This window comes from Gordonibacter massiliensis (ex Traore et al. 2017), assembly GCF_019731765.1.
Classification (GTDB): domain Bacteria; phylum Actinomycetota; class Coriobacteriia; order Coriobacteriales; family Eggerthellaceae; genus Gordonibacter; species Gordonibacter massiliensis.
The window spans coordinates 221248-235610 of sequence record NZ_JAASIO010000009.1 but is presented as its reverse complement, the minus strand read 5'-3'; the positions used below and the strand labels follow the sequence as shown (position 1 = coordinate 235610).

Sequence of the window (14363 nt, the reverse complement as noted above, 5' to 3'; positions counted from 1 at the left end):
ATGCGGGGGCAAGTCGTATACTGGCTGATGGACATGACACCGCAGAGCGAAAGGATGACGATGACAACGTACGCGGACCTGTCGACAGACGAGCTGGGCGCGCGCAAAGCCGAGCTCGAGACCCAGTACGCCGAGATCAAGGCGCGCGGCCTCGCGCTCAACATGGCGCGCGGCAAGCCCGGCGCCGACCAGCTGGACCTGAGCATGCCCATGCTGTCCCTGGTGACGACGGCCGAAGACTGCCGCGCCGAAGACGGCACGGACTGCCGCAACTACGGCGTGCTGGACGGCCTGCCCGAGGCCAAGCGCTTCATGGCCTGCATGGTCGAAGAGGCGCCCGAGAACATCGTCATCGGCGGCAACTCCAGCCTTTCGCTCATGTACGAGGCCGTGGCGCGCTGCCTGGACTTCGGCACGCTGGGCTCTGTGCCGTGGTGCCAGTACGAGAGCGTGAAATGGCTCTGCCCCGTGCCGGGCTACGACCGCCACTTCGGCGTGACCGAGGCGTTCGGCATCGAGATGATCCCCGTGCCCATGACCGCCGAGGGCCCGGACATGGACGAGGTCGAGCGCCTGGTGGCCGGCGACGCGTCCGTGAAGGGCATCTGGTGCGTGCCGAAGTACTCGAACCCCGGCGGCGTCACGTACTCCGACGACGTGGTTCGCCGCTTGGCCGCCATGGAGTGCGCGGCGGATGACTTCCGCATCTTCTGGGACAACGCCTACTGCGTGCACCATCTTTACGACGACGCGGCCGACCAGGACCAGCTGCTCGACATCGGCGCGGCGTGCCGCGAGGCGGGCAACCCGGACCGCTACTTCAAGTTCGCCTCCACGTCGAAGGTGACCCATCCCGGTGCGGGCATCTCCGCCATCGCGGCCAGCCCCGACAACATCGCCGAGATCAAGAAGCGCATGGGCGTGGGCACCATCGGCTACGACAAGCTGAACCAGCTGCGCCACGTGAAGTTCCTGCACGACGCCGAGGGCTTGGCGGCCCATATGGCCAAGCACGCCGCCATCCTGCGCCCGAAGTTCGAGCTCGTGGTGAGCAAGCTGGAAGAGGGCCTGGCCGACGTGGGCGGCTGCTCGTGGTCGAGCCCGCGCGGCGGCTACTTCGTGTCGTTCGACGCGCCCGAGGGCACGGCGAAGCGCATCGTGTCGCTGGCCAAGGAGGCGGGCGTGACCATGACGGGCGCCGGCGCCACCTGGCCGTACAAGCAGGACCCGCGCGACTCCAACATCCGCATCGCCCCCACCCTGCCCCCGCTGGACGAGCTGGACGCCGCCATGGACGTGTTCGTGTGCTGCGTGAAGCTGGCCCTGGCGGAGAAGCTGCTGGCATAAACCAGCGGTCACATGCGCGCTTCGTCTTTTCGAGCGGTTCGACGTCTCTGCGTCGAGCCGCTTCTTGCTTCTCGGGCACTCTTTCTAAAGCTCGTTACCGTATCGCAACGGCCTCGACGGGGATGGCCGAGGGGTCTACAATCGGGCTTGAGGAACCACCCGACCGATAAGGAGGCATCATGAACCGAGAGAAGATCCGCGTGGTGCAGTACGGATGCGGGAAGATGGCGAAGCTCACGCTGCGCTATCTGCACGAGAAGGGCGCCGAGATCGTGGGCGCAATCGACACCGACCCGGCGCTCCAGGGCATGGACGCGGGCGAGTTCGCCGGATTGGACTGCAAGCTGGGCGTGGCCATCTCGAGCGACGCCGAGCGCGTGCTCGACGAATGCGATGCCGATATCGCCGTGTTGGAGCTGTTCAGCTTCGTGGAAGACGTCTATCCCATGTTCGAGGCGTGCGCCGCGCGCGGCATCGACGTGGTGACCACCTGCGAGGAGGCCATCTACCCGTGGACGACGGCCGCCGCGCTCACGAACAAGCTCGACGCGCTGGCGAAGGAGACGGGCTGCACCATCGTGGGGTCGGGCATGCAGGACATCTTCTGGATCAACCTCGTGGGCTGCGTGGCGGGCGGCGTGCACCGCATCGACCGCATAGAAGGCGCCACGAGCTACAACGTGGAGGACTACGGCTTGGCGTTGGCGAAGGCGCACGGCGTGGGCCTCACGCCCGAGGAGTTCGAGGCGACGCTCGCCCACCCCGAAGAGATCGAGCCGTCCTACGTGTGGAACTCGAACGAGGCGCTGGCGTCGCTTTTCGGCTGGACTATCAAGAGCCAGACGCAGAAATCCGTGCCCTTCATCGCCGAGGAGGACACGTACTCCGCCACCATGGGCGAGACGATTCCCGCCGGACGCTGCATCGGCATGAGCGCCGTGGTGACCACCGAGACGTTCCAAGGGCCCGTGATCGAAACGCAGTGCATCGGCAAGGTGTACGGACCCGACGACGGCGACCTGTGCACGTGGAAGCTGTTCGGCGAGCCGGACACGTCTTTCTCCGTGGCGAAGCCGGCCACGCCGGAGCACACCTGCGCGACGGTGGTGAACCGCATTCCCACGATCCTCGCCGCGCCGCCGGGCTTCGTGACCGTGGAGAAGCTGGAGCCCGTGGAGTACCTGGCGTACCCGATGAACCTGTACGTGGACGAGGGATGCGACTGCGGCTGCTAGCGCCGCGGGAAGGGCGTGCGGCACTGCGAAGCCGCATGGGGCGCTTGCCGCCCCTACGAAGGGCGCGCCACTGACTGTTTCGGCGGTGCGCCCCCTTTTTTCGCCCTCAAAGGTCAAGCGTCGACGCGGCGAAGAAGGTCCTGCGCCACCTGGGGGTAATCGCGCAGCACCCTCATGAGCGTGTCGGCCGTGCGATTTTGAAACACGGTTCCGTTCTCCCAGCGAACCACCGTTTTGGGACCCGCGCCGATGAGCTGCTCGAAACGGGCCTGCGACAACCCGAGTCGCTGGCGCAACAGGCGAATCTCCGCACCCGAAAGCAAGCCATGAGCGGATTTGTAAGCATCGACGGCGCGCCGCTGAACATCGCTCGAAACCCCCTCGTTGAAATAGGTTTCGCCGCATACCGAGCATACCCCATGCTCGACCTTGTCGACCGCGATGCGCTCGCCCTTGACATCCCATTCGACCGGGCCCGTGATCCAATTGACCTTGGCGCCGCATTCCACGCATCGAGCAAGCTTGCCTACCATCCATACCCCCACTCTTTGCACGACATCAAAACGACGACGAGCGACTCGTCAGACACGACGAACTTAACGTAGAACAACCCGTCTGCTTCTTCGTCTTCGAAAGCGCATCGGTACACGTCGGCCCACAACCCACCGTCGCGAGCGGGCGGCAACGATTCGACGAATTCATCATCTGCAAGCGAGCAAAGTATCCTTCGCGCTATCGACGGATCGTATCCATGGTTTCTGAGCCATTGGGTGCTCTTTTTCGTTTCAGCATACGAGCCGTCGAATACCAGCCTCTTCACGGTTCCCAAATCGTACTGCGGCTTGCTTCGTTCAGGTATCATGGTAGCACCACGCTACCATTTATGCAAGAAGTGAAAACGAACCCGACCATGGAACCACCTCCGTAAAGACGTAGGCTGTCCCCAATGGGTTAGGAGATTGTCCAACCACTTTTGTTATGAGCTTTTTCAGGGCGACGCGTACAACGAATTATGTACAACATCAAGATAGGAAGCGGCTGGTCGCGAGCAAGCGGTGCGCTTGCCACACGGCGTGGCGAGCTGCAAAGGTGCCGCGTAGGGGCGGCCAGCAGGCCGCCCCTACGCGGAGTGGTATCGAAAAGCGAGCTGAATACAAAAAGGGCCGCCGGAGCAATCCGGCGGCCCTTATGCGAGCTACGCTCGCATAACTAACGTACGGGTTGGCGCTAGTAAGTCAGCGAGGTCGGCCGTGGTGCACGAGATCGTGGGGATGGCGAGGGCGAAGCGTACTTGCGTACGCGAGCCCTCGGCATCGCCGCGAGGTCGGGTGCCACGGCCGACCGCAGCGTCGGCCGGTTCCGCGGGCCGGAGGCCCGCGGAACTCCTACGCCTGAGCGTACAGGTCCTTCAGCTTCAGCAGGTGCTCGTAGCGGTCCATGGCGGCCTGCTCGTTGCGCTCGAACAGCTCGGTGGCGCGCTCGGGGAACTCGCGGGTCAAGCGGCTGTAGCGCGCCTCGTTCATGAGGAACTCCTGGTAGCCGCCTGCGGGTTCCTTGGAGTCCAGCGTGAACTTCTTGCCGGGCTCGGCGGCCGGGTTGAAGCGGAACAGGTTCCAGTAGCCGCAGTCCACGGCCTTCTTCATCTCGTCCTGGCAGTTGGCCATGCCGCCCTTGATGGAGTGCATCTCGCAGGGCGAGTAGCCGATGATGAGCGAGGGTCCGGGGTACGCCTCGGCCTCGGCGATGGCCTTGATGGTCTGGGCCGGCTTGGCGCCCATGGCCACCTGCGCCACGTACACGTAGCCGTAGCTCATCGCGATCTCGGTGAGGCTCTTCTTTTTGATGTCCTTGCCGGCGGCGGCGAACTGCGCCACCTGGCCGATGTTGGACGCCTTGGAGGCCTGGCCGCCCGTGTTGGAGTACACCTCGGTGTCGAACACGAACACGTTCACGTTCTGACCGGACGCCAGCACGTGGTCGAGTCCGCCGTAGCCGATGTCGTAAGCCCAACCGTCGCCGCCGAAGATCCAGAACGACTTCGCGCCCAGGTAGTCCTTGTCCTCGAGGACCTCGGGCGCCTCGGGGCAGCCGGCCGCAGCGGCGGCCTCGAGCGCGGGGACGAGGGCGCGCGCCGCCTGGGCGTTGGCCTCGCCGTCCTCCAGCGTGTCGAGGTACGTTGCGATGAGCTCCTTCGTGTCGGCCGGGGTCTTGTCGTTGGCCGCCATGGCCTCCAGCTTGCCCACCAGGCGCGTGCGCACCGCCTCGTGGCCCAGCAGCATGCCCAGACCGTGCTCGGCGTTGTCCTCGAACAGCGAGTTCGACCAGGCCGGGCCGTGGCCGTCCTTGTTCACCGCGTACGGCGACGTGGCGGCCGGGCCGCCCCAGATGGACGAGCAGCCCGTGGCGTTCGTGATGTACATACGGTCGCCGAACAGCTGGGTGACGAGCTTGGCGTACGCCGTCTCGGCGCAGCCGGCGCAGGCGCCCGAGAACTCGAGCAGCGGCTGCTTGAACTGGCTGCCCTTGACGCTGGCATCCTCCAGCTCGGGCTTGTCGGACACGGCCTCCACGCAGTAGTCGAAGACCTCCTGCTGGTCGAGCTGGCTTTCCGTGGGAACCATGGAAAGCGAGTCGGAGGGGCACACGTTCACGCACACGCCGCAGCCCATGCAGTCGAGCGGCGACACGGCCAGCGTGTACTGCAGGCCGGCAGCGGCCTTGCCCTTCGCCGGCACGAGCGTGATGGCCGCCGGAGCCGCCGCGGCCTCGGCCTCGGTGAGCGCGAACGGGCGGATGGTGGCGTGCGGGCACGCGAAGGCGCACTGGTTGCACTGGATGCAGGTCGAGGCGTCCCACGCGGGCACGCTCACGGCCACGCCGCGCTTCTCGTAGGCAGCGGCACCCTGCTCGAACTGGCCGTCCACGTGCGGCACGAAGGCCGACACGGGCAGGCGGTCGCCGTCCATGCGGCCCACCGGCTCCATGATGTCGCGCACCATCTTCACCACTTCGGCGCGGCCCTCGAGCGCGGGCTGCTCGCCCTCGTCCACGGCGTCGGCCCAGCTGGCCGGTATCTCCACCTGCACGAACGCGGTGGCGCCGGCGTCGATTGCGCGATGGTTCATGTCCACGACGTCCTGGCCCTTCTTCAGGTAGGACTTCGTGGCCGCGTCCTTCATGTACTGGATGGCCTCGTCCTGCGGGATCACGTTCGCCAGCGTGAAGAACGCCGACTGCAGGATGGTGTTCGTGCGCTTGCCCATGCCGATCTCGCGGGCAAGGTCGATGGCGTTGATGGTGTAGAGCTTGATGTCGTTGTTGGCGATGTAGCGCTTCGCCTCGGCGTTCAGGTGGTGCTCAAGCTCCTCCGGCGTCCACTGGCAGTTGATCATGAACGTGCCGCCCGGCTTCACGTCGTTCACCATGCGGAAGCCCTTGGTGACGTAGGAGGGGTTGTGGCAGGCCACGAAGTCGGCCTTGTTCACATAATAGGTGCTGCGGATGGGCGAGTCGCCGAAGCGCAGGTGGCTGATGGTCACGCCGCCCGTCTTCTTCGAGTCGTACTGGAAGTAGGCCTGCACGTACTTGTCGGTGTGGTCGCCGATGATCTTGATGGAGTTCTTGTTCGCGCCCACGGTGCCGTCGCCGCCGAGGCCCCAGAACTTGCACTCCACCGTGCCCGGAGCAGCCGTGTTGGGGCTCGCGGGATCCTCGGGCAGCGACAGGTTCGTCACGTCGTCCACGATGCCCACGGTGAACTCTCGCGCCGGGGCGTCCTTCTCGAGCTCCTTGTACACGGCGAACACCGACGAGGGCGGGGTGTCCTTCGACGCCAGACCGTAGCGGCCGCCCACCACGACAAGATCAGTGCTGCCCTCGTGCGCAAGCGCGTTCACCACGTCCATGTACAGCGGCTCGCCGAGCGCGCCCGGCTCCTTCGTGCGGTCCATGACCGCGATCTTCTTCACGGTTGCCGGCAGCGCCGCCATGAACTTCTCGCTCACGAACGGACGGTACAGGCGCACCTTCACCAGGCCCACCTTCTCGCCGTGGGCGTTCAGGTAGTCGATGACCTCTTCCACCACGTCGCAGAACGAGCCCATGGCCACGATCACGCGGTCGGCGTCCGGGGCGCCGTAGTAGTTGAACAGCTCGTAGTTCGTGCCGAGCTTGGCGTTCACCTGGTGCATGTAGTCCTCGACGATGGCCGGCAGCGCGTCGTAGTGGCTGTTGCAGGCCTCGCGGTGCTGGAAGAACACGTCGCCGTTCTCGTGGCTGCCGCGCATGGCGGGATGCTCGGGGTTGAGCGCGTGGTCGCGGAAGGCGCGCACGGCGTCCATGTCGCACATCTCGGCCAAGTCGTTGTAGTCCCACACGGCGATCTTCTGCACCTCGTGGGACGTGCGGAAGCCGTCGAAGAAGTTGATGAAGGGAACGCGGCCCTTGATGGCGGCCAGGTGCGCCACGGCGGACAGGTCCATGACCTCCTGCACGTTGGTCTCGGCCAGCATGGCGAAGCCCGTCTGGCGGCAGGCCATGACGTCGGAATGGTCGCCGAAGATGGAAAGCGCCTGCGTGGCCACCGTACGGGCGCTCACGTGGAACACGCTCGGCAGCTGCTCGGCGGCGATCTTGTACATGTTGGGGATCATGAGGAGCAGGCCCTGGGAGGCCGTGTAGGTGGTGGTGAGCGCGCCTGCGGCCAGCGAGCCGTGCACCGCGCCGGCGGCACCGCCCTCGGACTGCATCTCGCACACCTTCACCTTCGTGCCGAAGATGTTCTTCTGGCCGGCGGCGGACCACTGGTCAACCAGGTCGGCCATCGGGCTCGACGGGGTGATGGGGTAAATGCCCGCCACCTCGGTGAACGCGTAGGATACGTACGCTGCGGCGTTGTTGCCGTCCATGGACTTGAATTCTCTCGTCATACACCTCTCCTTTGAAGGGGACCTGCTCTGGCCGAAAGCTCGCGCGGGAGCGCACAAGCGCTATGCGGTACGCGGGCGCGGACGCGCCGACGGACCTCCACCCATCCTCTCGCTTGACGCTCGCCTTCCCTTGGGAAAACACCGTTTATGATACCAGCGCACTTTAGTCGGCTCGAGGGACGCGGCGGCGGACGGCATGCACGGGGGCGCGGGTGATCGGCGACGGCGCGAATTGTGACCAGACTATGGAGAGCGGGATATGCTATTAAAAAGAGCTCAATTCCTTTCCCAACTCCTCGGCCAATTGGGGAAGGAGCTCGGCCATGGTGGCGTCGATGGTCTTCTTCTTCAGCTGGCATTCCCAGACGACATGGACCTTCCAGCCCATGGCCTCGAGGGCGGCCTGGCTCCGCTCGTCGCGCTCGACGTTGCGCTCGAACTTCACCACCCAGTACTCGACGTTGCTTTTGGGAAGGCGCGGCTTGCAATGCGGGCAGCGATGCCAGAAACAGCCGTTGATGAACAGCGCCGTTTTTTTGCCCGGCCACGCCACGTCGGGGCGGCCGGGCACCTTCCACTGCAAACGGTAGCCCGTGAGCCCCGCTTCCCGCAACCGAGCGCGCACCAGCAGCTCGGGCTTCGTGTTGCTGCGCTTGTTGCCCTGCATGGACTTGCGCACGGCCTCGCTCGAGGCGGGCGGAGGCGCCACGCGGGCCGGCGCGGGCAGTGCATGGATCGCCAAGAGCTCGACCCGGGCGAGGAAACGCGCCGGGCGTTCTTCGGAATCCGAGGACTCCCCTCGTGCACGCGCACCAAACGGGGCGTTTACCATCTGCTTACATCTGTCCATACGTCGCATGATAACACGCGTTTCCCCAGTTCATATATTCTCCTACTAGAATAGTAAGAACAATATTGAGCTTACAAGTTCTTTATTTTCGAGCGGTTTTGCACCATAATAGGCGGAGCTGTTGTGCGCGTGCGCAAGCATGCGCGTATGCTCGGGGCAGGAAGGCCCCGTCACCGAATGGAGGGAAACCTATGGAACAGCCTTTGAAAGCACCTTTGTCCCGCCGCACGTTCCTTGCGGGGGGCGCCGTCGCCGCGACGGCCGCCGGTCTCGCGCTCGCCGGTTGCGGCGGAGGCGGCGACACGAAGACCGATGAGCCGAAGAAGGACGCCGGAACCGACGCTCCCGCTGCGGGCGGCACCCTGACGGGCGCTTGCGCCTACACGTCCACGAACGTGAACCCCGTGGGCCTGAACGGCGGCTCCGCGCTCATGCTGGCCGCCACGTGGCATGTGTTCGAGGGCCTGTACGACCTCGACCTGCACACCTACAAGACCTACAACGCGCTTGCCGCCGGCGACCCCACGAAGGTCACCGACACCGAGTACGAAATCGCCCTGCGCGACGGCGCCAAGTTCTCCGACGGCACGGACGTGACCGTGGCCGACGTGGTGAACGCCCTCGAGGTCAACATGGCCGACGCCACCTGCGGCGCGTTCCTGTCGTTCATCGACTCGGTTGCCGAGAAGGACGACAAGACGGTCACCATCAAGCTGAAGTACCCCTTCGCGCTGCTGAAGGACCGCCTGTCCGTGGCGAAGGTGTTCCCCGCCTCCCTCACCGAGGACCAGCTCAAGACCATGCCCATCGGCTCCGGCCCGTGGATGTACGAGAGCGTCAACGGCGACGACGGCGGCACCATCAAGTTCGCCCCGAACCCGAACTACGAGGGCCAGTACAAGCCCACGGCTGACGCCATGGAGTGGAACATCCTGCTCGACGGCACCGCCCGCACGACGGCGCTGCAGGAGGCCACGGTGCAGGTCATGGAGAACGTGCCCGACGCCAACGCCGACCAGCTCTCCGCCGCCGGCGCCACCGTCGAGTACGCCCAGGGCTTCAACCAGGCGTTCTTCATGTTCAACACGCTGAAGGCCCCGTTCGACGACTACCGCGTGCGCCAGGCCCTCTACTACGCCATCGACGTGGACAAGCTCATCTCCAACCAGCTGAACGGCCATGCCGCCCCGGTCACGGGCTTCCTGCCGGAAGAGCATGCCAACTACCACAAGGCCGCCACGGTCTACACGCACGACGTTGACAAGGCCAAGAGCCTGCTCGCCGAGGCCGGCCAGGAGAACCTCGCCTTCACGCTCGTCGTGAACAACAACTGGGTCAAGGACCTCGCTCCGCAGATCCAGGAAGACCTCAAGGCCATCGGCGTCGAGTGCACCATCGACGAGCAGAAGGTCAACTGGAGCGAGTACGCCGCCTCCGACTCGACGCTCTCCTACGACGTCATGCTCACGCCGGGCGACCCGACCTGCTTCGGTAACGACCCCGACCTGCTCATGAGCTGGTGGTACGGCGACAACGTGTGGACGCAGGGCCGCACGTGCTGGAGCAAGGCCGCCGACGGCAAGTGGGCCGAGCTGCAGGATCTCATGCAGCAGGCGCGCGAGGCCGACAGCTCCAAGCAGCAGGATCTGTGGAACCAGTGCTTCGACCTTCTGGCCGAGCAGGTGCCGCTGTACCCGCTGTTCCACCGTCAGATCGCCACGGGCTACCAGGAGAGCATGATCTCCGGCTTCAAGCCCATCGCCACGACGGGTCTCGTGTTCCTGGGCGCCAGCCCCAAGGCGTAAGGTTTCAGCCTTGTTGGTTTAACGCGTTTCGAAAGGGCCTGCTCCATCGGAGCGGGCCCTTTTCATGGGTAGCGCGGCGAAAGGCGCGACGAGCCGCCTTTCGCCGCGCTCACCTGCACCGTCTTTCTTGCTTCACGCCCTATTTTCCACCGGCAAACCGCACGCGGTCATATAGAATAAGGTTGGCTGTTTGAAGAGGGGTCATGGCTTCCATGCACGCGAGAACAAACGGTCGCCAACGATAACCGATCAGAGTCCAGAGCGAAAGGAGGGTGCGGTGAACAACCTGCTAAGAATGATCGGGAGACGCCTGATAGCGCTGCCGATCATGATATTCGGTGTCACCATCCTCGTATTCTTCGTCATGGCGCTCTCCCCCATCGACCAAGCGTATTCGGTCCTGGGAGAGAACGCGACCGAGGCGCAAGTCCAGCAGTACCGTGAGGACCACGGGCTGAACGAGCCGATCCTCGTGCAATACGGCAACTACATGGTGGGCTTGGCCCAAGGCGACCTGGGCACGTACGGGGCGAACAACGCCTCCGTGGCCGAGCGCATCGGCCAGGCGCTGCCCGTCACGCTCCAGCTCACGTTCTTCGGCCTCATCATCGGCGTGGTGGTGGCGGTGATCCTGGGCGTGGTCTCGGCGTTGTACAGAGACCGATGGCCCGACCAGATCATCCGCGTGTTCTCCATCGCGTGCATCGCGACGCCGTCGTTCTGGCTGGCGGTGCTCATGATCCTGCTGTTCTCGTCCATGCTGCACGTGCTGCCCGCCTCGGGCCCCCTGCCGGCGCTCACCTCGGATCCCGGCGGCTGGCTCGCCCGCATGGCGCTGCCGGCCATCGCTTTGGGCGTGCCGGTTTCGGGCCAGCTCACGCGCGTCATCCGCACGTCCATGGTCGAGGAGCTCGACCGCGACTACGTGCGCACGGCGCTCGGCGCCGGCATTCCGAAGAGCGTCGTGGTGGCGCGCAACGTGCTGCGCAACGCGCTCATCACGCCCGTGACGGTGCTGGGCCTGCGCATCGGCTACCTTATCGGCGGCGCCGTGGTCATCGAGGTCATCTTCAACCTGCCCGGCATGGGCATGGCCATCCTCTCGGGCATCACGTCCAGCTACACCATGCTCGTGCAGGGCGTCGTGCTGGTGGTGGCCATCACGTTCATCATCATCAACATCATCGTGGATATGCTCTATATCCTGATCGATCCGCGTATCAGGACGGTGTGACATGGTTAAACTTCGAGAAAACACAACGACAAAGCTGGAATCCAACCCCGGCAAGGTGCACTTCCGCCGTTGGAAGGCCATGTCCATCGGGTCGCGCATCTCGCTTATCGTGCTCGTCCTGATCGTCATGATCGCCGTGCTGGCCAACATCATCGCGCCGCACGACCCGTACGCCATCTTCACCGCCCGCCAGGCCCCCGACGCCCAGTTCCTGTTCGGCACCGACGACAAGGGCCGCGACGTGCTGTCGCGCATGATGTACGGCGCGCGCTACTCGCTCATCATCGGCTTAGGCGCCACGGCTTTCGCGCTCATCTGCGGCTCCATCATCGGCGCCATCGCCGCCGTGTCGCGCAAGTGGGTGTCGGAAGTCATCATGCGCATCCTCGACGTGGTCATGTCCTTCCCCGGCATCGCCTTGGCCGCCACGTTCGTCATCGCGTTCGGCAGCTCGGTGCCCTCGCTCATCTTCGCCATCGGCTTCCTCTACATACCGCAGATCGCGCGTATCGTGAGGGCCAACGTGGTGAGCGAATACAACCAGGATTACGTGCGCGCCGTCGTCGTGTCGGGCGCCCGCGCCCCGTGGATCCTCGTGAAGCACGTCATCCGCAACTGCATCGCCCCGGTCATGGTGTTCACCATCGTGCTGGTGGCCGACGCCATCGTGTTCGAGGCTTCGTTGTCGTTCATCTCCGCCGGCATCCCCGAGCCCACGCCCACGTGGGGCAACATCCTGTCCGACGCCCGAGGCGGCGTGCTTGCCGGCCGCTGGTGGCAGGCGCTGTTCCCGGGCCTGGCCATCATGATCACGGTGCTGTGCCTGAACATCCTGTCCGAGGGCATCACCGACGCCATGGCCGCGGCCCCGAAGGCTCCCGTCAAGGCCGCCGACGACGCCCTGGCCGCCAATCGCGAGGCCGACAAGATGGTCGCCGACCCGACGCTGGCCTACGCCGCTCAGGCCGAGATGCTGGAGAAGCGCCTGGCCCAGCTGCAGGCGGTGGAGAAGACGCGCACCGACCGCTTCGAGGCGCGCACCGACGTGCCGCCCATCCTGGAGGTCAAGGACCTGTGCATCAAGTTCCCACGCCACGGCGACGTGAACGTGGTCGACCACGTGAGCTTCGTGGTGCGCCCGCGCCAGACCATGGGCCTCGTGGGCGAGTCGGGCTGCGGCAAGTCCATCACGTCGCTCACCATCATGGGGCTGCTCGATCCGAAGGCCACCGTCACGGGCGAGGTGCTCTACGACGGGCAGAACCTGCTGTCCATGAGCCAGCGCCAGATGAACGCCTTGCGCGGCCGCGAGATCGCCATGATCTACCAGGACGCCCTGTCGTCGCTGAACCCGTCGATGCTCATCAAGTCGCAGATGAAGCAGCTCACCAAGCGCGGCGGCACCCGCAGCGCCGAGGAGCTGCTGGAGCTGGTGGGCCTGGATCCGAAGCGCACGCTGGGGTCGTACCCCCACGAGCTCTCCGGCGGCCAGCGCCAGCGCGTGCTCATCGCCATGGCGCTCACGCGCGACCCGAAGCTCGTCATAGCCGACGAGCCCACCACGGCGCTCGACGTGACCGTGCAGAAGCAGGTCATCGACCTGCTGAACAAGCTGCAGAAGGAGCTGGGCTTCGCCATGGTGTTCGTGAGCCACGACCTGGCCCTCGTGGCCGAGGTGGCCAACTCCATCACCGTCATGTACGCCGGCCAGGTGGTCGAGCAGGGTCCGGTCACGGACATCCTGTGCCATCCCGTGCACGAGTACACGCGCGGCCTGCTGGGCTCGGTGCTGTCCATCGAAGCCGGCGGCGCGCGCCTGCACCAGGTGCCGGGCTCGGTTCCCAGTCCCAAGGACTTCCCCGAGGGCGACCGTTTCACGCCGCGCTCGAGCCACCCCGACAAGGTCTCGCAGCTGCGCCCCGTGCTCAAGCGCGTGGAGGGCACCGACCACTACTACGGCGAGCTGCCTGACAGCGAGCTCAAACGACTTGGTATCAAGCCCTACGTGCCAGGAGGTCCGCTGCTATGAGCGACGAGAAACTGAACGAGGCCGTCGCCGCGCCGGAGGGCGCGGACGGCGAGCCCACTCCCATCATCTTCCTCGACGACGTGCGCGTGACGTTCAAGACGCGCACGGGTTCGATCCTCCACCCCAACAAGGTTCAGGCCGTGCGCGGCCTGACGCTGAAGCTCATGCCGGGCCAGACGCTCGGCATCGTGGGCGAGTCCGGCTGCGGCAAGTCGACGACGGCCAACGTCATGTGCGGTTTGCAGCAGCCCACCTCGGGCAAGGTGTTCTTCAAGGGCAAGGACGTGACGAAGCGCACCGCCGCCGAGCGGCGCCTGATCGGCCGCGTGATATCGGTGGTGTTCCAAGATCCGGCCACGGCCCTGAACGCGCGCATGAGCGTGCACGACCAGCTCATGGACCCGCTCGTGGTGCACAAGATCGGCGACAAGACCTCGCGCGAGGCGCGCGTGCAGGAGCTCATCGAGATGGTGGGCCTGCCGGGATCGGTGCTCGACGCGCTGCCGGGCCAGCTCTCCGGTGGCCAGCGGCAGCGCGTGGCCATCGCCCGCGCCCTGTCGCTCTCCCCCGACGCCATCATCGCCGACGAGCCCACGAGCGCGCTCGACGTGTCGGTGCGCGCGCAGATTTTGAACCTGCTCATGGACTTGAAGCGCGACCTGGGCCTGTCGATGGTGTTCATCAGCCACGACATCCAGACGGTGCGCTACATCTCCGATCGCATCATCGTCATGAACGCGGGCGAGGCGGTGGAGCGCGGCACGGCCGAAGAGGTGTTCTCGAACCCCAAGGACGCCTACACGAAGCTGCTTCTGGGCGCGGCACCCTCGCTTTTGCATCCTGAGCTGGGGAAGTAACGGCGACCTGCGGCAGGGGGGGCGCCGACCCCCCCCCCTGTCATCCTGAGCGGAGCGCCGTCGGCGCGTAGTCGAAGG

General features: G+C 65.4%; 10 protein-coding genes. 6 read left to right on the top strand and 4 right to left on the bottom strand.

Features of this window, described 5'->3' with window-relative positions:
* Positions 1 to 60: 60 nt before the first annotated feature.
* Together HCH03_RS11120 and HCH03_RS11115 are read left to right on the top strand one after the other, a co-directional pair.
* Positions 61 to 1347, top strand: coding sequence for a PLP-dependent aminotransferase family protein (locus HCH03_RS11120; protein ID WP_221689548.1), 1287 nt, complete (start codon positions 61 to 63; stop codon positions 1345 to 1347).
* A 179-nt stretch (positions 1348 to 1526) separates the two neighbouring features.
* Complete coding sequence (locus HCH03_RS11115) at positions 1527 to 2582, top strand: NAD(P)H-dependent amine dehydrogenase family protein (RefSeq protein WP_221689547.1); 1056 nt, start codon at positions 1527 to 1529, stop codon at positions 2580 to 2582.
* 113 nt (positions 2583 to 2695) lie between these two features.
* Here HCH03_RS11115 and HCH03_RS11110 read toward each other — a convergent pair whose 3' ends face one another.
* The 4 genes from HCH03_RS11110 to HCH03_RS11095 form a co-directional block, all read right to left on the bottom strand.
* Positions 2696 to 3091, bottom strand: coding sequence for a type II TA system antitoxin MqsA family protein (locus tag HCH03_RS11110; RefSeq protein ID WP_368042446.1), 396 nt, complete (start codon positions 3089 to 3091; stop codon positions 2696 to 2698).
* A 17-nt stretch (positions 3092 to 3108) separates the two neighbouring features.
* A complete protein-coding gene (locus tag HCH03_RS16830; RefSeq protein WP_080142496.1) occupies positions 3109 to 3444 on the bottom strand; it encodes a type II toxin-antitoxin system MqsR family toxin in 336 nt (111 codons plus the stop codon).
* A gap of 523 nt (positions 3445 to 3967) precedes the next feature.
* The gene (nifJ, locus tag HCH03_RS11100; protein ID WP_221689545.1) at positions 3968 to 7510 is read right to left on the bottom strand and encodes a pyruvate:ferredoxin (flavodoxin) oxidoreductase; all 3543 of its coding nucleotides are present in this window, start codon (positions 7508 to 7510) and stop codon (positions 3968 to 3970) included.
* Between the two features lie 265 nt (positions 7511 to 7775).
* Complete coding sequence (locus HCH03_RS11095; RefSeq protein ID WP_246599963.1) at positions 7776 to 8252, bottom strand: very short patch repair endonuclease; 477 nt, start codon at positions 8250 to 8252, stop codon at positions 7776 to 7778.
* Between the two features lie 299 nt (positions 8253 to 8551).
* Here HCH03_RS11095 and HCH03_RS11090 point away from each other — a divergent pair, with 299 nt between their 5' ends.
* From HCH03_RS11090 to HCH03_RS11075, 4 genes are all read left to right on the top strand, one after another.
* Positions 8552 to 10165 (top strand): ABC transporter substrate-binding protein, encoded by a 1614-nt coding sequence (locus HCH03_RS11090; RefSeq protein ID WP_221689544.1) that lies wholly within the window; start codon positions 8552 to 8554, stop codon positions 10163 to 10165.
* A gap of 277 nt (positions 10166 to 10442) precedes the next feature.
* Positions 10443 to 11399 (top strand): ABC transporter permease, encoded by a 957-nt coding sequence (locus tag HCH03_RS11085; RefSeq protein ID WP_080142486.1) that lies wholly within the window; start codon positions 10443 to 10445, stop codon positions 11397 to 11399.
* Position 11400: 1 nt separating this feature from the next.
* Positions 11401 to 13428, top strand: coding sequence for a dipeptide/oligopeptide/nickel ABC transporter permease/ATP-binding protein (locus HCH03_RS11080; protein ID WP_221689543.1), 2028 nt, complete (start codon positions 11401 to 11403; stop codon positions 13426 to 13428).
* Entirely contained in the window at positions 13425 to 14285 is an 861-nt protein-coding gene (locus tag HCH03_RS11075) for an ABC transporter ATP-binding protein (protein WP_221689542.1), read from the top strand. Before HCH03_RS11080 ends, HCH03_RS11075 begins: the two co-directional genes overlap by 4 nt.
* Positions 14286 to 14363: the final 78 nt, after the last annotated feature.